The organism is Roseicyclus marinus (assembly GCF_030163795.1).
Taxonomy (GTDB): Bacteria; Pseudomonadota; Alphaproteobacteria; order Rhodobacterales; family Rhodobacteraceae; genus Roseicyclus; species Roseicyclus marinus.
The window spans coordinates 97,535-120,246 of the sequence record NZ_JASJOF010000008.1 but is presented as its reverse complement, the minus strand read 5'-3'; the positions used below and the strand labels follow the sequence as shown (position 1 = coordinate 120,246).

The window sequence follows — 22,712 nt, the reverse complement described above, 5'->3', positions numbered from 1 at the left end:
TCTGTGTGATCCGGCGCTGTCCCTCCTCTGAGCGGTCGCGCCGACAGGCACGCTCAGAGGCGGCTAAGGAGCAGAAGACCAAGCAGGGCGGGCCGCGCCGAAGACGCGGCAAGACCGCTGCGCGCAAACGGCGCGGCACGGGTCGTGGTATGGGCCTGACTGGTCATGGGCTGGGAATTTACCCATCCGCGCGTGAATGAAAACCCCCAATCGGGTCAAGGGGATTGACCGATCGCTGCCGCGCCATAGCTCGCCCGCCATGATAGATGCACTGGTGATAGGGGCCTCGGGCGGGATCGGTCGCGCGGTGGCAGATGAAATGCGCGCCCGCGGCGGCTGCGTGACCACGCTGTCGCGCGCTCAAGATGGGTTGGACGTGACCGACCCGGACAGCGTCGCGCGCCTGATGGGCGCGCTGGAGGGGCCGTTTCAGACCGTGTTCATCTCGGTCGGTATCCTTGCGCCCGAGGGTGCAGCGCCCGAAAAGCAACTGTCGGCCATCGACCCGGCCACTATGGCCCGCGTCTTTGCCGTGAACACGATCGGCGTCGCGCAGCTGATCAGCCATCTTCCGCGTCTCCTGCCCAAGCGGGGGCGTTCCGTCACCGGTGTCCTGACAGCGCGTGTCGGCTCCATCGGGGACAACCGCATCGGCGGCTGGCATTCTTACCGCGCCTCCAAGGCGGCGCTGAACCAGATCGTGCATGGTGCGGCCATCGAATTGGGGCGCAGCCACCGCGACGCGGTGATCTCGGCGCTCCATCCCGGCACGGTCGCCACATCCTTCACCGAAGGCTACGACCCCAAGCACGGCAAGGTGACGCCCGAGGCGGCAGCCGCCAATCTGTGCGATGTGATGGAACGCCTGACACCCGACCAATCGGGCGGCTTTTTCGATTACGCCGGGGCCGAAATCCCGTGGTAGGCCGCCTGATCCTCATTCTCGGCGACCAGCTCTCCGAAGACCTATCGGCGCTGCGCGAAGGCGACCCGGACCGCGACACGATCGTCATGGCCGAGGTCATGGCAGAGGCCGAATATGTCCCCCATCACCCCAAGAAGATCGCGTTCCTCTTTGCCGCGATGCGCAAATTTGCAGCCCGATTGGAAGGGCAGGGATGGTCCGTGCGCTACACGCGGCTTGACGATCCCGACAACACCCAATCCATCCCGGGCGAATTGATCCGCCGCGCGTCGGAAACCGGCGCGACCGAAGTTCTAGCGACCGAACCGGGCGAATTTCGCCTGATCGCCGCGCTCGAGGAGTGTCCGGTTCCCGTCCATCTCTTTGCCGACGACCGTTTCCTTTGCAGCCATGCGGAATTCGACGCTTGGGCCGAAGGGCGCAAGGAACTCCGGATGGAATGGTTTTACCGCGAGATGCGGCGCAAGACCGGCCTCTTGATGGACGGTGACAAGCCCGAAGGCGGCAAATGGAACTACGACCACGACAACCGCAAGCCCGCGCCGGATGACATCGACTTCGGCGGCCCGATGCACTTCACCCCCGACGAAACGGTCGAAGAGGTTCTGAAGCTTGTCGAGGATCGCTTTGCCGGGAATTTCGGCACGCTGCGCCCCTTCTGGTACGCCACAGACCAAGGACAGGCGCGGCAGGCGCTCAGTCATTTCATCCGCAACGCCCTGCCGAGGTTTGGCGACTATCAAGATGCGATGCTCGATGGGAACCGGTTCCTCTACCACGCGGTCATCTCGATGTATCTGAACGCCGGGCTGTTGCACTGGCGCGAGATCTGCGAGGCCGCCGAGGCCGCCTATCGCGACGGCGCGGCCCCCCTCAACGCGGTCGAGGGGTTCATCCGCCAGATCATCGGCTGGCGCGAATACATGCGCGGCATCTATTTCCACGAAGGCCCCGAATACACGTCACTGAACGCGCTGGGCCACGACCGCAAGCTGCCCGATTTCTACTGGACCGCCGATACGGACATGCGCTGCATCTCGCGGGCCGTCGAACAGACCCGGGACGAGGCCTATGCCCATCACATCCAGCGCCTGATGATCACCGGCAATTTCGCGCTTCTCGCAGGCATCGACCCGCATCAGGTGCATGAATGGTATCTGGCCGTTTATGCCGATGCCTATGAATGGGTCGAGGCGCCCAATGTCATCGGGATGAGCCAGTTCGCCGATGGCGGCATCGTGGGCTCCAAGCCCTATGTCTCGGGCGGCAACTACATCCACAAAATGTCGGATTATTGCAAGAAATGCGCCTATGAGATTGAGGATAAGTCTGGGGATAAAGCATGTCCCTACAATTATCTCTACTGGGCTTTCCTGCATCGCCACCGCGAGACCTTCGGCAAGAACCCCCGCATGGCGCAGATGTACCGCACCTGGATGCGCATGTCGGATGACAAGCGGAAGGCGACGCTCGACAGCGCCGAAACCTTCCTCGCCCGGCTCGATCGCGGGGCGCGCGTCTGACGGGGTGCTCAAACCCTCTTGACCGGACAGGTACGCAAGATCATCTGCACCGCAGGACGGCGGGGCGGGAACAACCCGGCCCGGGCCGTCCCCTTCCGGAGAGACTGACCCGATGATCGCCGTTCATTCCGTGCGCGATGCCTTCACCGCGACCGATTGCGCCCGCCTGCTCGACCTGATCGCCGATGCGCCCGCCCGCGATGCCGGGCTGGTGCGTCTGGCCCGCGACCACAACCTGCGCCGCGCCGATCTCGTCTGGCTCGACGAGGTGGAGGGGACGGGTTGGGTCATGGACCGCATGATCGACCTTGTCCGCGCCGCCAACCGCGATGTCTTCGATTTCGACATCACCGATTTCGCCGAAAGCCCGCAGGTCGCCCGCTACGGCGCGGAACGCGAGGGGCATTTCGGCTGGCATTCCGACATCGGCGAGGGGCGGCTGGCCGAACGGCGCAAGCTGACCATCGTGATCCAGCTGTCCGAACCCGACGCCTACGAGGGTGGCGATCTCGAGGTGATGCCGGGCGCCAACACCATCGCCGCCGATCGCGCGCGGGGGGCGGCCACGCTCTTTCCCTCCTTCGTCCTGCACCGAGTCACGCCCGTCACGGCAGGCGAACGTCATTCCCTGACCGTCTGGTGCCACGGCGCACCGTTTCGCTGAGATCATCGCTGACGGGGCTGTGCGCCGCCGAACAGCGCGCTTGCGTCGGCGCGGAATTGAGACCGCCGGGCCGCCGCGACATCTGTGTGTCACACCGCAACCCGCGAACAGGGAGACAGCACCATGTCCCAAGCAAAACTCGCCATCCTCTTCTACTCGACCTACGGCACCAACCATCAGATGGCCGAAATCGCCGCCGAAGCCGCCCGCGAGGCCGGGGCCGAGGTGCGCCTCCTGCGCGTTCCTGAAACCGCGCCCGCCGACGTGGTCGCAGGCCAGGACGCTTGGAAAGCGCAGGCCGAGAAAACCGCCGATATTCCCGCAGTCACCCATGCCGATATGGAATGGGCAAATGGCTACCTGATCTCGGCCCCGACGCGCTACGGCGTCGTCGCCAGCCAGGTGCGCGCCTTCATCGACACGCTGGGCGGCCTTTGGTTCGAGGGCAAGCTCGCCAACAAGACCTTCAGCGCCATGACCTCGGCCCAAAACGTGCATGGCGGTCAGGAAACCACCCTGATCTCGCTCTACACCACCGCGATGCACTGGGGCGCCATCCTGACCCCGCCGGGCTACACCGATCCGGTGCTGTTCGAGGCGGGTGGCAACCCCTACGGCGTCTCGACCCAGCCGGGCGAAGTGACCGACAAGGTCAAGGCCGCCATCCGCCACCAGGCCAAGCGGCAGGTCGAACTGACCAAGAAACTCGCCTGATCGACCAACCCGGCGAACAAAAAAGGGCCGCGCAGATCGCGCGGCCCTTTCCTTTTGTCCCGGGGGTGCCCCCTCAGCCCATCAACTGCCCGCTTTCGGGAACCCAACGGAATTCCGCGCCATCGCTGCCCGGCGCGACATAGCCCACGGCGGGGAAGGGCATGTGATAGCCCACAGCCGGGATCCGGTCGGCGGCGATCATGCCAAGGACACGGCGGCGGCTTTCGGCGGCTCCGGCCTTGTCGGCGTCGAACCGTACTTCCCAATCGGGCCGCGCCAGCGACCAGACCGGATGGTTCGCCAGATCGGCAAAGATCACGAGACCCTGACCCTCGCTGTCGAGACGATAGACCATGTGGCCCGGCGTGTGTCCAAAGGCCGCCATGCCGGTGATCCCCGTCACCACATCCTGCCCGTCGCCGAGGAAGGTGAACTGATCGGCCATCGGGCGCACGTTGGCGTCGAAGCCTTCATTGCCCGCAGCCGCCCAATGGTCGAATTCCGCCTGCCCCGTCACGTAGCGCGCATTGGCAAAGGTCGGCGCGCCATCCGTCATCATGCCGCCGATATGGTCGCCGTGCATATGGGTCAGGACCACGATGTCGATCTGGTCGGGCGCATAACCTGCAGCGGCCAACGCCTCGGTCGTGGCAGCCGCGTTCAGGCCGGTGTCGAACAGGATCAACTCGGACCCGGTATTGACCACGGTCGGCGTGAAATAGAATTGCGATACGTTGGTTGACAGGAAATTGGCCTCGCTGACGGCGGCGAATTCCTCGGGCGAAACATTCATCCCGAAAATGCCCTGCGGCTCCTCGCGGGGCGTGGTGCCGCCAAGGATCGTGGTGACCTCGAAGCCGCCGGTCATGAACCGGCGGTGGCGGGCGAAACTCGCGCCCATCAGCGGGGCCTCTGCGGCAGCGGTGCGGGGCAGGGCGGCTGCGGCCAGCGGCAGGGCCGCGCCCGATGCCAACAGGCTGCGGCGTGTGAAATCTGTCATCGGTCGGTTCCTCCGGTGTTGAACATCACCGAAACATAAGCCGTGCGCGCGTCTTGGCCTTCACGGCTTCGTGACCGGGCCCTTCAGTGGCGCACAATCCCCCTGCGCTGGCGCAGGGGCGTCACTCCCACCAAGGGTCGATCCGCGCGATATCGGCATCCGACCAGCCGAAATGATGCGCCAATTCATGCACCAGCACATGGCCCACCATCTCGCCTAGGCTGACATTGCCCCGGTCGGCCCATTCATCAAGGATCGCGCGCCGAAACAGCCAGATCGTGTCCGGCCCCATCGGTTGATCCATCACCGATTTCTCGGTGAGCGGGATCCCATCGTAAAGCCCGGTCAGCTCGAAGGGATCTTCCATCTCCAACTCCGACAGCATCTCGGGCGCTGCGAAATCCTCGACCCGGATCACGATGCCAAGCGCAGCCGCTCGCCACGGTTCTGGCAGCGCGGACAGGGCCTCCATCGCCAACGCTTCAAACGCGGCAAGATCGGGGGCGATCAGATCGGATGGGGGCAGGGCGTCGGTCATGCCCCCGATATGGACAATTCCGCCCCGATCTGAAAGACCACGCCGCATCTGACCAAAGGCCTTGTCATGACCGTTACCACCCGTTTCGCGCCCTCGCCCACCGGATATATCCATGTCGGCAACCTGCGCACCGCGCTCTTCAACCACCTGATCGCGAAAAAGGCGGGCGGGCAGTTCATCCTGCGGCTCGACGATACCGATCCGGAACGGTCGAAACAGGAATATGCCGACGCGATCATGGAAGATCTCGAATGGCTGGGCCTGACATGGGACCGTGTCGAACGCCAATCCGACCGGCTGGACCGCTACGCCGAAGAGGCCAAGCGCCTGCGCGCGGCCGGCCGCTTCTACGAGGCGTGGGAGACGCCGACCGAACTGGACCTCAAGCGCAAGAAACAGCTCAACATGGGCCTGCCCCCGGTCTATGACCGCGCGGCGCTGGCGCTGTCCGATGCCGACAAGGACAAGCTGCGCGCCGAACGCGGTCAGGGCGTCTGGCGCTTCTTGCTCGATCAGGAACGCATCGAATGGACCGACGGCATTCTCGGGCCGCTATCGATCGACGCGGGCTCGGTCTCCGACCCGGTGCTGATCCGCGCCGATGGGCAGGTCCTTTATACCTTTGCCTCCGTGGTCGACGACATCGACATGGGCATCACCCATGTCGTGCGCGGGGCCGATCACGTCACCAATACCGCAACACAGATCCAGATCATGGCGGCGCTCGGCGCGGGCCATCCCAACTTTGCCCACCACTCGCTCCTGACCGGCCCGCAGGGGGAAGCGCTGTCCAAGCGCCTCGGCACCCTGTCGCTGCGCGATCTTCGCGCGCGGGGGGTGGAGCCGATGGCGCTCCTGTCGCTGATGGCGCGGCTGGGCTCGTCGCAGCCCGTGGTTTTGGCCTCTTCGATCGAGGAACTGGCCGAGGGCTTTGATCTCGCGCATTTCGGGTCCGCACCGACGAAATTCGACGAGGCGGATCTTTTCCCTCTGACCGCGCGCATCCTGAACGAAACCCCCTTCGCCGCGATGGCGGGCGAGATTGCGGCCCTTGGCGTGCCCGATGCGCTGGCCGCCGATTTCTGGGCCGTGGCGCGCGAAAACATCACCACCCGCGCTGACCTGCCCGGCTGGTGGCACCTGTTTTGCGACGGGGCGACCCCCGTGGTGGCCGAGGAAGACCGCGACTTCGTGGCCGAGGCCTTCTCGCTGCTGCCCGAACCGCCCTATGACGCGGGCACATGGGCCGCATGGACCGAAGCCGTCAAAAGGGCGACCGGCCGCAAGGGCAAGGGCCTTTTCATGCCGCTCCGAAAGGCGGTGACGGGTCTCGAGAAAGGGCCGGAAATGGCCGATGTGATGCGGCTTTTGCAGAAAAAGCCGACGCTCTGACGCTGCTCCCTTGGAACGGTGCGACCACGCTTCGGTAGGGTGCGCCTTCAGACGCACCTCCCGTCAAATGTCGGCCCCCATTCATATGGCGTGTCGATAGGTGCGCCTGAAGGCACACCCTACCGAAACCCGACCCCGAGATCCCTGAGCGCCGCATCGACCATCCCGCGTTCCCGGTCGCTCGTGACCTGTGCGCGCGGATATCGCGGCGCCGCGCGGTCATCGAGCACGCCCATATCCCAGCCCCCGGTCGTCTCGAAAAACCGCGCCACGCCCGCCGCGCCGAATTCGCGCAGATAGCCCTGCACCACCACGTCGAGATAGCTCAGAAGGATCGGATGCGTGCCGCCTTCGGCCACGTGCTCTGGCTCGACCTTGTAGATCATGACCTCGGCCGGACCGGGCAGGTCATGGTCCACCTCCTGCAGATTGTGGCGTCCATAGGCCGCCTCGCGCTTATCGAGTGCGGCCCAATCCCCGCCGGGAACCGGCGCGATCAGCCCCTCGATCTCCACGCCCGGGGCCTCGATGGCCGAAAGATAGGCGACCTGCCGCAAGGACGTGCCGCGCCAGATCCGCGCCCAGCCGCGCGCCCGAGCCGCGCGCACCGGCGCATAGACATGCGTCGCGCGGTTCACGAGGCTGCCATAGCCGAAGAAAAAGGGATCTGCCGTCCGCTCCATGTCGGGTTTGATGGCCAAAGCGCCGCGGATGCACAAGGCCCCTTGCGGCCTCCCGCAGGCCTGATATTTTCCCGCCATCGTCACAGGGAGACGCTGACCCCGGAAAGGTCAGGGCCGAAGGAGCAACCGCCCCGGTAAACTCTCAGGCAGAAGGACCTGTGACGGAACGAAAACTCTGGAGAGTGATGCGGGAAACCGTATCCGCCGACGGGATAACGATCTCAGGCGACAGGACAGAGGGGGCATCACCGGCGCGGGGCCTTGGTCGCGTGCGAACAGATGCCGGGCCATGCGCCCAAGACCTCGACGGGGACATATGGCCGAAACCGCCACCACCGACCTGACCGATCTGCCCCTTGCGGCGCTTCATGCCGAATTGGGTGCCAAATTCGTGCCCTTCGCGGGCTGGAACATGCCCGTGCAATACGCCTCGGGCGTCATGGCCGAACACCTGTGGACACGCGCCCATGCGGGGCTGTTCGATGTGACCCACATGGCGCAGGTCCGACTGCCCAAGGGGGCGCTGGACGCCCTCGAGGGTCTGGTGCCCGCCGATCTGATGGGCCTGCCCGAGGGGCGGCAGCGCTACAGCCTGTTCACCAATGCCGCGGGCGGGGTTCTCGACGACCTGATGATCGCGCATCGGGCGGGCGATCTTTTCCTTGTCGTCAATGCCTCCCGCCGCGCCCATGACCTGGCGCACCTTCGCGCCCACCTCTCGGACGTCGAGGAGGTGACCGATCGCGCGCTTCTGGCCCTGCAGGGCCCCGAGGCCGAGGCGGCGCTCGCAGCCCTTGTGCCGGCCGTCACGGCGATGAAATTCATGGATGTCGCCGTGCTGGGTTGGCAGGGCGCGGAGCTTTGGATCTCGCGCTCTGGCTACACGGGCGAGGATGGGTTCGAAATCTCGGTGCCTGTGGCGATGGCCGAGGGCTTTGCCCGCGCGCTTCTGGCCGATGAGCGTGTCGCGCCCATAGGCCTTGGCGCGCGCGATTCCCTGCGGCTCGAAGCCGGGCTGCCGCTCTATGGTCAGGACATGGACGAAGACATTTCTCCCGTCGAGGCCGGTCAGGCCTGGTCGATCGGCAAGGCGCGCCGCGCGGGTGGTGCGCGCGCCGGCGGCTTTCCGGGCGCCGATGTCATCCTCGACCAACTCGCCCATGGCGCGCCGCGCCGTCGCGTGGGCCTGCGCCCCGAAGGCCGCGCGCCGATGCGCGGCGATGTGATGCTTTACGCCACGCCCGAAGGCGGCGCGCCCATCGGGCGCATCACCTCGGGCGGGTTCGGCCCCAGCCTCGGCGCGCCGATGGCGCTGGGCCTGATTGATGCCGCCACGCCCGCCGATGCCGTGCTATACGGGGATCTGCGCGGCAAGCGCCTGCCTGCGCGGCAGGTGCCGCTTCCTTTCGTTCCACCCGGCTACAAGCGTTGAGACACGAGGCCCCGATGAAATACACCGAAGACCATGAATGGCTGAGCCTTGACGGCGACATCGTCACCGTCGGCATCACCGAATACGCCGCGACCCAACTGGGCGACGTGGTGTTCGTCGAATTGCCCGAGATCGAGACGCAGGTCGCCAAGGGCGACGAGATCGTCGTGATCGAAAGCGTCAAGGCGGCCTCCGATATCGTCGCGCCCGTGGATGGCGAGATCGTCGAGATCAACGAAACGTTGGCCGAGAACCCGGCCCTCGTGAACGAGGACCCGACCGGCGAAGCGTGGTTCTTCAAGATCAAGATCGAGGACCCGTCCGTGCTCGACGATTTCATGGACGAGGACGAATACAAGGATCACATCGGGGAGTAAGGCGATAAGGGGGCTCTGCCCCCGCCGCGGCCCCGCGGGGCCGCGTCTCCCCCGGAGTATTTCTGAAGCAAAGATGGCGCGGGACAGAGCCTTTGGCCGCCCGCTCTGGAGAGGACGACCCTGATGCCCTGGACGCCGACCGCCTACGACCCGACCGATTTCGCAAACCGCCGCCATATCGGACCCTCGCCCGCCGAGATGGCCGAGATGCTCAAGGTCGTCGGCGCGGCCAGCGTGGACGATCTGATCGACCAGACGCTGCCCACCTCGATCCGGCAAAAGACGCCGCTCGACTGGGCCCCGATGTCCGAGGCGGCGCTGATCGACCACATGCGCGCGATCGCATCCCGGAACAAGCCGATGGTCCAGATGATCGGGCAGGGCTATTACAACACGCACACGCCGCCCGCGATCCAGCGCAACGTGCTGGAAAACCCGGCGTGGTACACCGCCTATACGCCCTATCAGCCCGAGATTGCCCAGGGCCGGCTCGAGGCCTTGTTGAACTACCAGACGATGGTGTCCGACCTGACCGGGCTCGAGGTTGCCAATGCCTCGCTGCTCGACGAGGCGACGGCCTGCGCGGAAGCCATGGTGATGGCCGAGCGCGTGGCGAAATCCAAAGCGCGCGCCTTTTTCATCGATGAAAACTGCCACCCCCAGAATATCGCGGTGATGCGGACGCGCGCCGAACCGCTCGGGATCGAGGTGATCGTGGGTGCGCCCGAAACGCTGGACGCCGCCGCCGTTTTCGGCGCGATCTTCCAGGTGCCGGGCACTTTCGGCGGCCTGTCCGACCCCGGTGCGCAGATTGCGGCGCTGCACGCGGCCAAGGCCATCGCCATCGTCGCGGGCGATCTTTTGGCACTGACCCTGATCAAGGATCCCGGCTCCATGGGCGCCGATATCGCCGTCGGCTCCGCGCAGCGCTTTGGTGTTCCGCTGGGCTATGGCGGTCCGCACGCCGCCTTCATGGCCTGCCGCGATGCGCACAAGCGTGCCATGCCGGGCCGGATCGTCGGCGTCTCCATCGACGCGCATGGTCGGCAGGCTTACCGCCTGTCGCTCCAGACGCGCGAGCAGCATATCCGCCGCGAAAAAGCCACGTCGAACGTCTGCACCGCGCAGGCGCTTCTGGCGGTGATGGCAAGTTTCTACGCCGTCTTCCACGGGCCGGAGGGCCTGAAAGCCATCGCGCAGGATGTGCATCTCAAGGCGGTGCGCCTTGCCGACAGCCTGCGCGCGGGCGGCTACACGCCCGAGGCTTCGGCGTTTTTCGACACGATCACGCTGCCCGTGGGCGATCGGCAAAGCCGGATCATGGCGGCGGCTGTCGCGCGTGGCATCAACCTGCGTGACGTCGGTTCGGACCGGATCGGCATTTCGGTGGACGAAACCACGACCGAGGCCCATCTCGAGGCCGTCTGCGCCGCCTTCGACGTGGCGCTGGCACCCAAAGCCACGGCACCCGCCATTCCCGAGGCGCTGTTGCGCACCACGCCCTACCTGACCCACCCGATCTTCCACATGAACCGGGCCGAGTCGGAAATGATGCGCTACATGCGTCGTCTCTCGGATCGCGACCTTGCGCTCGACCGGGCGATGATCCCGCTCGGCTCCTGCACGATGAAGCTCAACGCCGCGGTCGAGATGATGCCCATCACCTGGCCCGAGTTCAACGCCATCCACCCCTTCGCCCCCGCTGACCAGGCGCAGGGTTATGCGCAGATGCTGGCCGACCTGTCCGCCAAGCTCTGCGAGATCACCGGCTATGACGCCATGTCGATGCAGCCCAATTCCGGCGCGCAGGGCGAATATGCTGGGCTTCTGACCATCGCCGCCTATCACAAGGCGCGGGGCGAGGGGCATCGCCGGGTCTGCCTGATCCCCGTCTCGGCCCATGGCACCAACCCCGCCAGCGCCCAGATGTGCGGGATGGAGGTGGTCGTGGTGAAGGCCGCGGCCAACGGCGATGTGGACCTCGAGGATTTCCGCGCCAAGGCCGAGGCCGCGGGCGAAAACCTCGCCGCCTGCATGATCACCTATCCCTCGACCCATGGTGTCTTCGAACGCACCGTGCGCGAGGTCTGCGCGATCACGCATGAATTCGGCGGTCAGGTCTACCTGGACGGTGCCAATCTCAACGCGATGGTCGGCCTGTCCCAGCCCGGCGAGATCGGGGCCGATGTCAGCCACCTGAACCTGCACAAGACTTTCTGCATCCCGCATGGCGGCGGTGGTCCCGGCATGGGCCCCATCGGGGTCAAGGCGCATCTGGCGCCCTTCCTTCCGGGCCATCCCGAAACCGGCGGGGCAACGGGCCCGGTCTCGGGCGCGCCCTATGGCTCCGCCTCCATCTTGCCGATTTCCTATGCCTATGTCCGGCTCATGGGCGGCGAGGGGCTGACGCGGGCGACCAAGGTCGCGATCCTGAACGCCAATTACATCGCCAAGCGGCTGGAGGGGGCATTTGCCGTCCTCTTCACCGGCAAGAACGGCCGGGTCGCGCATGAATGCATCCTCGACACCCGTCCCTTTGCCGAGGCCGGCGTGACGGTCGATGACATCGCCAAGCGCCTGATGGATTGCGGCTTTCACGCGCCGACGATGAGCTGGCCCGTGGCAGGCACGCTGATGGTGGAACCGACCGAGAGCGAAACCAAGGCCGAGATCGACCGGTTCTGCGACGCCATGCTCGCCATCCGCGCCGAGATCGCCGAGGTCGAGGCAGGCCACATGACGATCGAGCAAAGCCCGCTGCGCCACGCGCCCCACACGATGGAAGACCTGATCCGCGACTGGGACCGCGCCTATAGCCGCGAACAGGGCTGTTTCCCGCCCGGTGCCTTCCGCGTCGACAAATACTGGCCGCCGGTCAACCGCGTCGACAACGTGCACGGCGACCGCCACCTGATCTGCACCTGCCCGCCGCTGGAAAGCTATCAGGAAGCGGCGGAATAGAGCATGTTGCGCAAAAGTGGGAACCGGTTTTGCGCTCCTCGAACATGCGGTATCAAAAGGCTGGAGGGGGGCGCGTGAATGCAAATGAACGCGACACGCTCTAGACGGGACGCAAGCGCCTGAAAACAAAGAGCCCGGTCGGATGCGACCGGGCTTTTTGCTGCGTGAACCCGGGGCAGGACGGGACGCGCAAACCCGTCACGCAAGGAGCCGGACAGGGCAAGGCGCTCTGGTAGCTTGTCGTTTTCGGGTGGGGAAAAGTGGCAGCCCGTAGGGGAATCGAACCCCTCTTTCCAGGTTGAAAACCTGGCGTCCTAACCGATAGACGAACGGGCCACGCTTGGCGGTGAGGGGCTTCTAGAAAAACGCGCGGCGGGGTTCAAGGGGATTCTTTGCGCAAGATGCAGGAAAGATGATCCGCCCCAGCTCACTCGGCCCAGGCGGCATCCTCCAGCCGCAACTGGACGCTCTGCCGTCCGTTCCAATGGTTCACCTCCACCCGACCCGCGACATGCAGCGCGCGGCCCCCGTGGTTTTGCAGCGCTGCGTCGAGGCCCCGCCCGGCCGCGTCGAAACAGATCGCGTCGATCGTTCCCACCCCGTCGCTCAGCGTCAGTTTCAGATGCCCTTCGCCCACGGGGCGGCTGTGGCGGATGCGCAGCCCCGGCAGGGCGAACCGCGGGGCAGGGGCGGCGGCCCCGAACGGCCCCGCCTCTTCAAGCCGCTCGATCAGGGCCACGGTGCAGGCCATGGGCATCATCAGCCCGTCGATGCGCAGATCTCCCGGTCCGCGCTCTCCCGCGCCCTGTTTCGCCAACAGCGCCTCGAGCCGTGCCATCGCCGGTTCCAGCTGCGCGCGCGTCAGGCTCAGGCCTGCGGCCATCTTGTGGCCGCCGCCCTTTTCGATCAGCCCCTCGGCGGCCAGCCGTTGGATCGCGGCCCCCAGATCGACGCCCGTGACCGACCGGCCCGACCCCTTGCCCTGATCCCCCTCGAAGCCAATCACAACGGCGGGGCGGTTCGTCGCTTCCTTCAGGCGGGCGGCGACGATGCCGACGACACCGGGATGCCAGCCCTCCTCGGCGGCCCAGACCAGCGCGCCCTCAAGGCCCCGCGCCTCGGCCTGTTCCAGCGCCGCTTCGCGCACGCGGCCCTCGATCTCTCGGCGATCGGTGTTCAGATCGTCGAGCCGCTTGGCGAGGCTTGCGGCCTCGGCCGGGTCCAGCGTCGACAGGCAGCGCGCGCCCAGATCGGCGGCCCCGATGCGCCCCCCGGCATTGACCCTTGGGCCCAAAACAAAGCCCAGATGGTAGCTTGTGGGCGGCCGGTCGAGCCGCGCCACATCCCCCAGCGCCACAAGCCCTGGCCGCGCGCGCCGCGCCATCACCTTCAACCCCTGCCGCACAAAGGCGCGGTTGAGACCGGTCAGCGGCGCGACATCGGCCACCGTCGCCAGCGCCACAAGGTCCAGCATCGCGATCAGGTCGGGGGTCTTCTTCCCCGCCTCCCGCAGGCGGCGGTTGGCCTCCACCAGCAAGAGGAACACCACCCCCGCCGCGCACAGATGGGCAAGGCTGCCATCCTCGTCTTGGCGGTTGGGATTCACCACCGCCACGCAATCGGGCAGCGTCGCGCCTGCAAGGTGATGGTCCAGAACCACCACATCCGCGCCCTTGGCCGCCGCGATGGGGCCATGCGACAGCGTTCCGCAATCGACGCAGAGGATCAGATCATGCGCCTCGGCCAATTGCGCCATGGCGGGTTCGTTCGGGCCATAGCCCTCGTCGATCCGGTCGGGGATATAAAGCGTCGCGGGCCGCCCAAGGGCGCGCAGCCAGTCGATCAGCAGCGCGGCCGAGGCTCCGCCATCCACGTCGTAATCGGCGAAAATGGCGATGCGCTGCCCCCGCTCCACCGCCGCGATCAGCCGGGCGCTTGCGGCATCCATGTCGCGCAAGGATCGTGGGTCGGGCATCAGGTCGCGCAGTGCAGGCGCAAGGAACCCCGCCGCCGCCTCGGGCGTGACGCCGCGCCGCGCCAGAACATGGGCGAGCGCCGGCTCCAGCCCCGCGCGCTGCTCCAAGGCCGCGGCCATGCGCGCCGTCTCTGTGTCCGGCCCGACCCAGCACCGTCCGGTCAGCGAGGTTTCGATCCCGAGAAAGGCTGTCATGGGCCTTGGGTTAGCACGGCATCCGTGGAAAGGGCAGTGGCGAACTCGCCATGCAGATGCGCGATGGCGGTCACATGGATCGCCTCGGGCGTCAGCGGGGCCAGCCCTTCGGCCCAATCCATCCGGGCATTGCCCGCGAAACTGGCGCAGGCGTCATGCGCCAGACGCACGTTGAACCCAAGGTTCGCGGCCATGCGCGTGGTCGTGGAAACGCAATGCGGTGTGGTCAGCCCGCAGATCAACAGATCGCGGATATCCGCCCCGCGCAGATGATCCTCGAGCCCCGTTCCGATGAAGGCGCTGTTGACCGATTTCTCGAAGATGATTTCACCCGCCAAAGGCGCGACCTCGGGCTTGAAGGCGCTGCCGGGGCCGGGGCCAAGCGGGCTGCCCGGTTCCGCGCTCAGATGGCGGATATGGATGACGGGCGCGCCCGCGCCCCGCCATGCGGCCAGCAGGCGGGCGGCATTGGCCTCGGCCTGCGGGTTGTTCCTCTCGCCCCAGACGGGATCGTCGAAGCCCGCCTGGATATCGATGAGGATCAGCGCGCTCACGCCCGCTTCACCGGGTTGCGATAGGTCATGCGCCGCACCGATCCGGTCTTGGACCGCATCAGGATCGTTTCCGCCGTCAAGAAGCCCGGTTCGCGCTTGATGCCGGGCAGGATCGACCCGTCGGTGACGCCGGTGGCGGCAAAGATCACGTCCTTCGTCACCATGTCGTCGCGCGTGTAGACGCGGTCGAAATTGGTGATGCCGGCCTTTTTAGCCCGCGCCTTTTCATCCTCGTTCCGGAACAGGAGCTTGCCGAACATCTGCCCGCCCATGCATTTGAGCGCGGCAGCCGCCAGAACCCCTTCGGGCGCGCCGCCCTGTCCCATATACATGTCGATGCCCGTCACCTGCGGCTCGGCGCAATGGATCACGCCCGCCACATCGCCATCGGTGATGAGGCGGATGGCGCAACCCGTGGTGCGCAATTCCTCGATCATCGCCTCGTGGCGGGGGCGCTCCAGAACGCAGACCGTGATGTCGGTCGTCGAACAGCCCTGCGCGGCGGCCAAGGCCGAGACGCGCTCGGACGGCGTCATGTCGAGCGTGACCACACCGGGGCGGTAACCCGGCCCGATGGCGAGTTTCTCCATGTAGACATCGGGCGCGTGAAGCATCGACCCGCGCGGGCCCATGGCGATTACCGTCAGGGCATTGGGCATGTCCTTGGCGGTCAGCGTGGTGCCTTCCAGCGGGTCAAGCGCGATATCGACCTCCGGCCCCGATCCCATGCCCACCTCTTCCCCGATATAGAGCATCGGCGCCTCGTCCCGCTCGCCCTCGCCGATCACGACGGTGCCGCGGATGTCCAGCTTGTTGAGCTGGTCGCGCATGGCGTTCACGGCAGCTTGGTCGGCGGCCTTTTCATCCCCGCGCCCGATGAAATCGGCGGAGGCCAGCGCCGCCGCCTCGGACACGCGGGCAAGGCCCAGGGACAGCATACGGTCGTTGAAATCGGCGGTCTGCGACATGGGAAAAGGGCCTTGGTCAATTGCGGTTGGCAGAGGTCTAACGGCCCGGCCCGGCAACGTCCAGCATGGGGGCGCTAACGCGCTTCCGTCGCCGCGCGCGGCAGGTCGGCGGTGCGCAGGAACATCTGCAAGAGCAGTCCGATCATCAGGCCGTTCAGCAGGTGCCACAGGAAATGGGTGCCAAGAGGGATGGTCTCGCAGATGTCGCGGTCGAGCGTCCGAAAGGTCAGTGACAGCAAGAACACCCCCGTCGCCGCCGCGATCCAATTGGCCGACGGATGCCCGCGCCAGCGCGTCAGCACGGCGAAGACGAGCAGCGCCAGAAGGGCGGGGGCGTATTGCCCCGACCCGTTCAGCGGATCGGGCGCGGCATTTGGGTCCGCGCCCTCCGTCATTGCCAGAAGCGCGACGGTCAGCACGGCGCCAAGGATGACAAAGCCCGAAACCCGCGCGACGCGGGCAGGACTCATGCCGCCGATATAGCGCATCGCCGCCAGCACGAAGATGGCGACAAAGGTCCAGATCGGGGCTGTGTCGGCCAGCGCCGCCCAGTTCGTCGCATAGGTGTGAAACAGAAAGGATCCGACCCCGATCACCCCGGCCAGACAGATCAGAACCCAAGCAACCCAATGCGTTACGCCAAGGCGCCGTGCCGTCACCGCGCCCCAGATCGCCGCCAGCAAAAAGGCCGCATTGGTCAGCGCGTTGACGGGTTCGGCCCAGAACCCCGCACCCATCCGCTCGCAATAGATGTCGATGGTCGCCGACCAATCCATCGCGGCGACCCTCAGACTTCCTCGATCCTGAGCGCCACGGGCGCGCCGGTCAGAACGCCGGTTCCGGGCAGGGCGGCCAGCGCCGTGTCGAGGTTCGGGCGCGCGGTCTTGTGCGTCACGATCAGCACGGGCGCATTGTCGCCGGGGTGATCGTATTGCCGCATTCGGTCGATGGAAATGCCCGCCTCGCCAAGCACCGTCGCCACCTTGGCCAGCGCGCCGGGCCGGTCGGCCAGTTCCATCCGCAGGTAATAGCACGCGGGGCTGGCGGCGCTTGCGGGCGGCGCATCGTCAAGCGCCGTTGCAGGCCGCCCGAAGGTCGCAACCCTTATGCCGCGGGCGATGTCGCAGACGTCCGACATGACGGCGCTGGCCGTCGGACCCTCGCCCGCGCCCGCGCCGCGCAGGACAATCTGGCCCACGCTGTCGCCCTCGATCACGACCATGTTGGTCCCGCCCTCGAGCTGGCCCAAGGGCGAGGTCGCGGGCACAAGGCAGGGCGACATGCGCTGTTCCAGCCCCCGGCCGGTCATCTGCGCCACGCCCAGAAGCTTGATCTTGTAGCCCATGTCACCCGCGCGGCGGATATCCTCGATGGTGATGGACCCGATGCCCTCGAGCGCGATCGCATCGAAATTCACCTTTGATCCAAAGGCGATAGACGCCAAAAGCGTCAGCTTGTGCGCCGCGTCGATGCCGCCCACGTCAAGCGTCGGATCGGCCTCCAGATAGCCCAGCCCGTCGGCCTCGGCAAAGGCCTCCTCGTAGGTCAGGCCCGCGCTGTCCATCCGCGTCAGGATGTAGTTGCAGGTGCCGTTCATCACGCCCATGACGCGCCCGATGGCATTGCCCGCCAGCCCCTCGGTCAGGGCCTTGATGACGGGAATGCCGCCCGCAACGGCGGCCTCGAAGCGCAGGACGCGGCCCTTGGCCTCGGCGGCTTCGGCCAGCGCCTGACCGTGAAGCGCGAGCATGGCCTTGTTGGCGGTGACCACGTCCTTGCCGGCGGCGATGGCCGCTTCGGTCGCGGCCTTGGCCGGACCGTCGCTGCCGCCCATCAGTTCCACGAAAACATCCACATCCGCGCGGCGCGCAAGGGCCACGGGATCATCCTCCCAGGCGTAGCGCGACAGGGTCACGCCCCGGTCCTTGTCGCGGGAACGTGCTGAAATCGCGGTGATTTCCACCGGCCGCCCGCACCGCTGCGCAAGCAGGTTGGCCTGCCGCTGCACGATCTTGACGACACCCACACCGACGGTGCCAAGCCCGGCAATGCCAAGGCGCAGGGGTTGGGTCATGGTCGGGTTCCTCCGGGGACAGACAGCACGCTTCGCCACGTGTTAGCGCCTTACCGGCAAGGCTGCAACGCGAGCGGCGTCAGAGGTCCATCTGCCGCAACATCGCGGCGCGGCGGCGCAGGTCGGCGGCGCGGGCTTGCAGGTTTTGCCCGCGCTCGGCGGCTTGTTGGGGCAAAAGATCGTCGGTTGAGGCCAAAAGCGGGGCGACTTCCTGGATTTCGGGATATTCGCCGGCCTGTGCCGCGGGGCTGATCAGGTTCGCGCGCTCGCGCGCGGTCGGGCCGCAGGCGGCCACAAGACCGGCGAGACCGAACAGACAGACAGGGGCAAGGAGACGCGCAACCATGAAACAGGCCTAGCGTCTCGCATCGCGCCCGTCCATCCCGGTTGAATTGCCGGTTTGAATTGAACGCTTGTTCAGATAATCTGGGACGTATGGCACGCAAACAGGGCAGTCACGCCGAGATCACCGGGCCGCGCCTGCGCGCGGCGGCGCTGCGGCTGTTCGCGCGGCACGGGTTCGCCGCCGTTTCGATGCGCCAGATCGCGGCGGAAATCGGCGTACAGGCCGGGGCGCTTTATCTTTATACCTCTGACAAACAAGCGCTTTTGTTCGATCTGATGCGCGATCACCTTGAGCATCTCTTGGCAGATTGGTCGCCGCCCGACGCCCCGCCCGAGGCGCAGTTGGAAAGCTTCGTGCGCCATCACATCGGCTATCACCTTGACCGGCCGGACCTCGTCTTCATCGCTTACATGGAGCTACGCAACCTTGACCCTGCGAATTTTGCGGTGATCGAAGGGCTGCGGCGCGACTACGAGAACCAGTTGGAGACGATCCTCAAACGTGGGCAGGCGGCGGGTGATTTCGCGGTTCCCGATACGAAACTGGCGACGCTTGCGCTGATTGCCATGCTGACCGGGGTGACGACATGGTACCGCGAAGGCGGGCGTCTCGACCGGGAAACGGTCCTGTCGATCTATTGGGACATGGCCCGGAAATCGGTCGCGGCGCGGGCCCAGGACGGGGCGAAAAAGGGTTAAGGTGCAGTAAGCGCTCGGGGAGCTTTCTTGCCGAAAGGTTAAGGGCGCGGGGAAAATCCTGACGAAGGATTGCCAAGCCGCGCCTGCGTGAAGGGATTGTTGACCCTGTTTCGGCGGGGTGCCGACACGGTTGAGAAAGGATTATCGGATCGCCGGGAAAGCAAGGGTCTCTTCATCCGTGCCCCCGGATCTTTACCCTTTGTTCACGCGCCGACCATGCCCCGCGCGGATGCCTCACGGCGCGGGAAGGGGACAAGCCGCCCCTGATCCTCGTCCCACAATTTGAGCGTGAAGGAGCGGAAGGCCTCGGCCCAGCCGATGGTCGGCACCTCGTATTCGCGCCGCAGCGCGCGGTGGCAGGCGCGCAGCCGGTAGCTCGGGATATTGGCGTTGAAATGGTGGATGTCGTGATAGGTGATGTTGGCGACCGCCAGATCGAACCACCACCCCAGATCGAGCGCGGAAGACCCCTGAAGGGCGGCACGCGCCGGGTTGAGATCGGGTTTGCGATCCCACCACGTATCCTCGAAATTATGCTGCAAATACACGAGGAATACCCCGATGCAGCCCGCGACGAAGACGGTAGCGGCATAGATCACCAGCCCCGGCAGACCACCGAGCGCCCAGATCAGCCCGACCCAGAGCGCGAGGCCAAGGTTGTGCAAGATCACGCCCCTTGGATCGACGCGGCCTGCATTCTTGGGCCAACGATAGGCCAGAACATAGGTAAAAATCCCGCCAATCGGGATGAGAATCAAGGGGTTGCGGTAAAGTCGGTACCAAAGCCTGCGCCAGAAGCCCGCGCGTTCCCATTCGCGCAGCGTCATGGTGAAAATCTCGGTCGTGTCGCGTTCGTCGAGATTGCCGAGATGGGAATGGTGATCGTTGTGGTTCGACTGCATGACCCGGTAGGGCGTCAACGTGAAGATGCTGAGGCCGTGGCCCGCGCGGTCGTTGCGCGCCTTGGTCGAAAACAGCGAGCCATGGCCGCAATCATGTTGCAGCACGTAAAGCCGGACGCCCGCGAAGGCGTTGACGACGATCAGCGGCAGGACCAGCCACCATACGGGCCATGCCTGCACGGCAAGGATGAGGGTCAGGAAATAGACCGCGAAGGTGCCGCCGTAGCTCAGCGCGGCAAGCCTGTCGTCGCGTTTTGTCCAAGCCCTTGTAAAGGCGCGGATTTCGCGCTCGGCCTCGGCGCGGTAGCCGGGCATGACATCGGGGCGGGAGGATGAAGCAGCCTGCATCTTTCCGGTCTCGATAAATTGGTTCTGGGTCACGGGGGTGACGACAACCCACCACAAATAAGCCCCCCGCCGCGACCTGCAAGGTGCCATGCGCGACGGAGGGCTGCAAGTTTTTCAAACGCTTGGGCGGGCCGTTGCCCGCCCGTATCCAGGTGGCGGCCGGATCAGAGCGCGGGGTAGATCGGGAAGCGTTCGCAGAGCGCCTCGACCTCGGCGCGGACCTGCGCTTCGACCTCGGCATTGCCGTCTTCGCCATTGGCGGCAAGACCATCGACGACGCGGGTGATCCAATCGCCGATCTGGCGGAATTCGACCTCACCAAAGCCGCGCGTCGTGCCCGCGGGGCTGCCCAGACGAATGCCGGAGGTGATCGTCGGCTTTTCCGTGTCGAAGGGGATGCCGTTCTTGTTGCAAGTGATATGCGCGCGACCCAATGCCTGTTCGGTGGCGTTGCCCTTGACGCCCTTGGGGCGCAGGTCGACGAGCATCAGGTGGGTGTCTGTGCCGCCGGTGACGATGTCGAGACCGCCCTTCATCAGCTGGTCGGCCAGCGCCTGCGCGTTGCGGATGACCTGCGCCTGATAATCCTTGAACTCGGGGCGCAGCGCCTCGCCGAAGGCCACGGCCTTGGCGGCGATGACATGCATCAGGGGGCCGCCCTGGATGCCGGGGAAGATCGCGGAATTGACCTTTTTCGCGATGCCCTCGTCATCGGTGAGGATCATGCCGCCACGGGGACCGCGCAGCGTTTTATGCGTGGTTGTGGTGGCGACATGGGCATGCGGGAAGGGCGAGGGGTAATGGCCCGAAGCCACGAGGCCCGCGAAATGCGCCATGTCCACAAGGAGATAGGCGCCGACGCTGTCCGCGATCTCGCGCATCTTGGCGAAGTCGATGATGCGCGGAATGGCCGAACCGCCCGCGATCAGCATCTTGGGCTGGTGTTCTTCGGCCAAGGCCGCGATCTGGTCGTAGTCGATTGCGAGATCCTGCTGGCGCACGCCGTACTGGATCGCGTTGAACCATTTGCCCGACTGGTTGGGCTTGGCCCCGTGGGTCAGGTGGCCGCCCGCATCGAGCGACATGCCGAGGATCGTGTCGCCCGGCTGCAGGAGCGCGGTGAACACGCCCTGGTTGGCCTGGGAGCCGGAATTGGGCTGCACGTTGGCGAAGCCGACGTTGAAGAGCTGCTTTGCGCGGTCGATCGCCAGATCCTCGGCGATGTCGACGAACTGGCAGCCGCCGTAATAGCGCCGGCCCGGATAGCCTTCGGCGTATTTGTTGGTCATCACCGAGCCCTGCGCCTCCATCACGGCGGCGGAGACGATGTTTTCGGAAGCGATCAGCTCGATCTCGTGGCGCTGGCGGCCCAGTTCCTTGCGGATCGCGCCGAAAATCTCGGGGTCGCGGGTTTCGAGGCTTTGGGTGAAGAAACCGGCGTCGCGGTGGGGGGCGTTCATGGGCGAACCTCCTCGGGAGCAGCTAGGGGTGTCGGGTGACAGTTAGCCCGCCCTTTAGTGGATGGAAGGCCCGCGGGGAAGGGCGCAAAGCGGCGCGGGGGGCATCGAAAGCGGCGCGGGCGTCGCCGATGAAGGATTGAGTTTCCGATCGGCGCGCGCGAGGGTGCGACGAGAGGCTGAAGGGGAGGGGTGCCATGCCCGCCGCGCGCAACATCGCGTTTCTCGCATCGGACACGGCCCTGTCGCAAGAAGCGCAGGCGCGGCTTGTCGCGCGCTATGGATCCTTTCCGCCCGAGGAGGCGGATGTGATCGTGGCGCTGGGCGGGGACGGCTTCATGTTGCAGACCTTGCACGGCACCCAGCATCTGGACGCGCCGGTCTATGGCATGAACCGTGGCACGGTCGGATTCCTGATGAACAGCTATCAGGAAGACGGGTTGATCGACCGGCTGGAGGCGGCGGAGGAAGCGGTGATCAACCCGCTGCACATGCGGGCGACGACCACGGGGGGCAAGGTGGTCGAGATGCTGGCGATCAACGAGGTGAGCCTGCTGCGCGCCGGGCCGCAGGCGTCGAAGCTGCGCATCACCGTCGACGGGCGGGTGCGGATGGAGGAGCTGGTGTGCGACGGGGCGCTGGTCTGCACGCCAGCGGGGTCGACGGCCTACAATTACTCGGCGCATGGGCCGATCCTGCCCATCGATGCCGATGTTCTGGCGGTGACAGCGGTGGCGGCGTTCCGGCCGCGGCGCTGGCGCGGTGCGCTGTTGCCCAAGACGGCCGTGGTGCGGTTCGACGTGGTGGAGCCCGACAAGCGGCCGGTCATGGCCGATGCCGACAGCCGGTCGGTGGCGAATGTCGTGTCGGTGGAAATCCGGTCGGAACCATCGGTCGCGCACCGCATCCTGTTCGATCCGGGCCATGGCCTGGAGGAGCGGTTGATCAGCGAGCAGTTCCAGTGACCTTTTGGGTATCATGCGCGG

Annotated in this window: 21 protein-coding genes, 1 tRNA gene and 1 riboswitch; of the genes, 10 read left to right on the top strand and 12 right to left on the bottom strand. The window is 66.0% G+C overall.

Translation table 11 applies throughout. The features are described from left to right. Window positions 1–259: 259 nt before the first annotated feature. From QQK63_RS13560 to wrbA, 4 genes are all read left to right on the top strand, one after another. Complete coding sequence (locus QQK63_RS13560) at window positions 260–925, top strand: SDR family NAD(P)-dependent oxidoreductase (RefSeq protein ID WP_277829010.1); 666 nt, start codon at window positions 260–262, stop codon at window positions 923–925. Next, window positions 919–2,448, top strand: coding sequence for a cryptochrome/photolyase family protein (locus tag QQK63_RS13555; RefSeq protein WP_277829008.1), 1,530 nt, complete (start codon window positions 919–921; stop codon window positions 2,446–2,448). Before QQK63_RS13560 ends, QQK63_RS13555 begins: the two co-directional genes overlap by 7 nt. A 112-nt stretch (window positions 2,449–2,560) precedes the next feature. After that, on the top strand, window positions 2,561–3,112 hold the full coding sequence (locus QQK63_RS13550) for a 2OG-Fe(II) oxygenase (protein WP_277829006.1): 552 nt from the start codon (window positions 2,561–2,563) through the stop codon (window positions 3,110–3,112). Between the two features lie 123 nt (window positions 3,113–3,235). Then, complete coding sequence (gene wrbA, locus QQK63_RS13545) at window positions 3,236–3,826, top strand: NAD(P)H:quinone oxidoreductase (protein WP_277829004.1); 591 nt, start codon at window positions 3,236–3,238, stop codon at window positions 3,824–3,826. A gap of 73 nt (window positions 3,827–3,899) precedes the next feature. Here wrbA and QQK63_RS13540 read toward each other — a convergent pair whose 3' ends face one another. Both QQK63_RS13540 and QQK63_RS13535 read right to left on the bottom strand, forming a co-directional pair. Continuing rightward, complete coding sequence (locus tag QQK63_RS13540) at window positions 3,900–4,826, bottom strand: MBL fold metallo-hydrolase (protein ID WP_277829002.1); 927 nt, start codon at window positions 4,824–4,826, stop codon at window positions 3,900–3,902. Between the two features lie 121 nt (window positions 4,827–4,947). Continuing rightward, on the bottom strand, window positions 4,948–5,364 hold the full coding sequence (locus QQK63_RS13535; RefSeq protein WP_277829000.1) for a metallopeptidase family protein: 417 nt from the start codon (window positions 5,362–5,364) through the stop codon (window positions 4,948–4,950). 66 nt (window positions 5,365–5,430) lie between these two features. Here QQK63_RS13535 and gltX point away from each other — a divergent pair, with 66 nt between their 5' ends. Beyond that, a complete protein-coding gene (gene gltX / locus QQK63_RS13530) occupies window positions 5,431–6,756 on the top strand; it encodes a glutamate--tRNA ligase (protein ID WP_277828998.1) in 1,326 nt (441 codons plus the stop codon). A gap of 119 nt (window positions 6,757–6,875) precedes the next feature. On the opposite strand, the gene QQK63_RS13525 is transcribed toward gltX, so the two are convergent. Next, window positions 6,876–7,439, bottom strand: coding sequence for a gamma-glutamylcyclotransferase (locus tag QQK63_RS13525; protein WP_277829098.1), 564 nt, complete (start codon window positions 7,437–7,439; stop codon window positions 6,876–6,878). Window positions 7,440–7,513: 74 nt separating this feature from the next. Further along, window positions 7,514–7,607: riboswitch (glycine riboswitch) on the top strand. 148 nt (window positions 7,608–7,755) lie between these two features. On the opposite strand from QQK63_RS13525, the gene gcvT reads away from it, so the two are divergent. From gcvT to gcvP, 3 genes are all read left to right on the top strand, one after another. Beyond that, complete coding sequence (gcvT, locus tag QQK63_RS13520) at window positions 7,756–8,871, top strand: glycine cleavage system aminomethyltransferase GcvT (protein ID WP_277828996.1); 1,116 nt, start codon at window positions 7,756–7,758, stop codon at window positions 8,869–8,871. Between the two features lie 14 nt (window positions 8,872–8,885). After that, window positions 8,886–9,248 carry a glycine cleavage system protein GcvH gene (gcvH, locus tag QQK63_RS13515; protein WP_277828995.1) on the top strand — a complete coding sequence of 121 codons (363 nt, stop codon included), beginning with the start codon at window positions 8,886–8,888 and terminating at the stop codon, window positions 9,246–9,248. A gap of 123 nt (window positions 9,249–9,371) precedes the next feature. Beyond that, entirely contained in the window at window positions 9,372–12,209 is a 2,838-nt protein-coding gene (gcvP, locus tag QQK63_RS13510) for an aminomethyl-transferring glycine dehydrogenase (RefSeq protein ID WP_277828993.1), read from the top strand. 261 nt (window positions 12,210–12,470) lie between these two features. On the opposite strand, the gene QQK63_RS13505 is transcribed toward gcvP, so the two are convergent. The 7 genes from QQK63_RS13505 to QQK63_RS13475 form a co-directional block, all read right to left on the bottom strand. Then, window positions 12,471–12,545: transfer RNA gene (locus QQK63_RS13505), tRNA-Glu, on the bottom strand. A gap of 91 nt (window positions 12,546–12,636) precedes the next feature. Next, a complete protein-coding gene (gene recJ / locus QQK63_RS13500) occupies window positions 12,637–14,379 on the bottom strand; it encodes a single-stranded-DNA-specific exonuclease RecJ (RefSeq protein WP_277828991.1) in 1,743 nt (580 codons plus the stop codon). Continuing rightward, on the bottom strand, window positions 14,376–14,933 hold the full coding sequence (locus tag QQK63_RS13495) for a cysteine hydrolase family protein (protein WP_277828989.1): 558 nt from the start codon (window positions 14,931–14,933) through the stop codon (window positions 14,376–14,378). Before QQK63_RS13495 ends, recJ begins: the two co-directional genes overlap by 4 nt. Then, window positions 14,930–15,901: a class II fructose-bisphosphatase gene (gene glpX / locus QQK63_RS13490; protein WP_277828987.1), complete on the bottom strand. Its 972-nt coding sequence runs from the start codon at window positions 15,899–15,901 to the stop codon at window positions 14,930–14,932. Before glpX ends, QQK63_RS13495 begins: the two co-directional genes overlap by 4 nt. Window positions 15,902–15,975: 74 nt before the next feature. Further along, window positions 15,976–16,677 (bottom strand): ceramidase domain-containing protein, encoded by a 702-nt coding sequence (locus tag QQK63_RS13485; RefSeq protein WP_277828985.1) that lies wholly within the window; start codon window positions 16,675–16,677, stop codon window positions 15,976–15,978. A gap of 11 nt (window positions 16,678–16,688) precedes the next feature. After that, on the bottom strand, window positions 16,689–17,975 hold the full coding sequence (locus QQK63_RS13480) for a homoserine dehydrogenase (RefSeq protein ID WP_277828983.1): 1,287 nt from the start codon (window positions 17,973–17,975) through the stop codon (window positions 16,689–16,691). Between the two features lie 79 nt (window positions 17,976–18,054). After that, a complete protein-coding gene (locus tag QQK63_RS13475; protein WP_277828981.1) occupies window positions 18,055–18,321 on the bottom strand; it encodes a hypothetical protein in 267 nt (88 codons plus the stop codon). 89 nt (window positions 18,322–18,410) lie between these two features. Between QQK63_RS13475 and QQK63_RS13470 the strand changes: the two genes are divergently transcribed. Then, on the top strand, window positions 18,411–19,019 hold the full coding sequence (locus tag QQK63_RS13470) for a TetR/AcrR family transcriptional regulator (protein WP_277828979.1): 609 nt from the start codon (window positions 18,411–18,413) through the stop codon (window positions 19,017–19,019). A gap of 203 nt (window positions 19,020–19,222) precedes the next feature. Here QQK63_RS13470 and QQK63_RS13465 read toward each other — a convergent pair whose 3' ends face one another. Continuing rightward, window positions 19,223–20,236, bottom strand: coding sequence for a fatty acid desaturase (locus QQK63_RS13465; RefSeq protein ID WP_277829096.1), 1,014 nt, complete (start codon window positions 20,234–20,236; stop codon window positions 19,223–19,225). Between the two features lie 197 nt (window positions 20,237–20,433). After that, the gene (gene glyA, locus QQK63_RS13460; RefSeq protein WP_277828977.1) at window positions 20,434–21,729 is read right to left on the bottom strand and encodes a serine hydroxymethyltransferase; all 1,296 of its coding nucleotides are present in this window, start codon (window positions 21,727–21,729) and stop codon (window positions 20,434–20,436) included. Window positions 21,730–21,923: 194 nt separating this feature from the next. Between glyA and QQK63_RS13455 the strand changes: the two genes are divergently transcribed. Further along, window positions 21,924–22,691 (top strand): NAD kinase, encoded by a 768-nt coding sequence (locus QQK63_RS13455; protein WP_277828975.1) that lies wholly within the window; start codon window positions 21,924–21,926, stop codon window positions 22,689–22,691. Window positions 22,692–22,712: the final 21 nt, after the last annotated feature.

Bases quoted from the DNA above. Each gene is read 5' to 3' on its own strand.
- QQK63_RS13480 (WP_277828983.1), bottom strand. From the start codon at position 17,975: ATGACCCAACCCCTGCGCCTTGGCATTGCCGGGCTTGGCACCGTCGGT.
- QQK63_RS13535 (WP_277829000.1), bottom strand. From the start codon at position 5,364: ATGACCGACGCCCTGCCCCCATCCGATCTGATCGCCCCCGATCTTGCC.
- QQK63_RS13560 (WP_277829010.1), top strand. From the start codon at position 260: ATGATAGATGCACTGGTGATAGGGGCCTCGGGCGGGATCGGTCGCGCG.
- wrbA (WP_277829004.1), top strand. From the start codon at position 3,236: ATGTCCCAAGCAAAACTCGCCATCCTCTTCTACTCGACCTACGGCACC.
- QQK63_RS13470 (WP_277828979.1), top strand. From the start codon at position 18,411: ATGGCACGCAAACAGGGCAGTCACGCCGAGATCACCGGGCCGCGCCTG.
- glpX (WP_277828987.1), bottom strand. From the start codon at position 15,901: ATGTCGCAGACCGCCGATTTCAACGACCGTATGCTGTCCCTGGGCCTT.
- gcvT (WP_277828996.1), top strand. From the start codon at position 7,756: ATGGCCGAAACCGCCACCACCGACCTGACCGATCTGCCCCTTGCGGCG.
- QQK63_RS13485 (WP_277828985.1), bottom strand. From the start codon at position 16,677: ATGGATTGGTCGGCGACCATCGACATCTATTGCGAGCGGATGGGTGCG.
- QQK63_RS13475 (WP_277828981.1), bottom strand. From the start codon at position 18,321: ATGGTTGCGCGTCTCCTTGCCCCTGTCTGTCTGTTCGGTCTCGCCGGT.
- QQK63_RS13525 (WP_277829098.1), bottom strand. From the start codon at position 7,439: ATGGAGCGGACGGCAGATCCCTTTTTCTTCGGCTATGGCAGCCTCGTG.
- QQK63_RS13540 (WP_277829002.1), bottom strand. From the start codon at position 4,826: ATGACAGATTTCACACGCCGCAGCCTGTTGGCATCGGGCGCGGCCCTG.
- QQK63_RS13465 (WP_277829096.1), bottom strand. From the start codon at position 20,236: ATGCCCGGCTACCGCGCCGAGGCCGAGCGCGAAATCCGCGCCTTTACA.
- gcvP (WP_277828993.1), top strand. From the start codon at position 9,372: ATGCCCTGGACGCCGACCGCCTACGACCCGACCGATTTCGCAAACCGC.
- glyA (WP_277828977.1), bottom strand. From the start codon at position 21,729: ATGAACGCCCCCCACCGCGACGCCGGTTTCTTCACCCAAAGCCTCGAA.
- recJ (WP_277828991.1), bottom strand. From the start codon at position 14,379: ATGACAGCCTTTCTCGGGATCGAAACCTCGCTGACCGGACGGTGCTGG.
- QQK63_RS13455 (WP_277828975.1), top strand. From the start codon at position 21,924: ATGCCCGCCGCGCGCAACATCGCGTTTCTCGCATCGGACACGGCCCTG.
- gcvH (WP_277828995.1), top strand. From the start codon at position 8,886: ATGAAATACACCGAAGACCATGAATGGCTGAGCCTTGACGGCGACATC.
- gltX (WP_277828998.1), top strand. From the start codon at position 5,431: ATGACCGTTACCACCCGTTTCGCGCCCTCGCCCACCGGATATATCCAT.
- QQK63_RS13550 (WP_277829006.1), top strand. From the start codon at position 2,561: ATGATCGCCGTTCATTCCGTGCGCGATGCCTTCACCGCGACCGATTGC.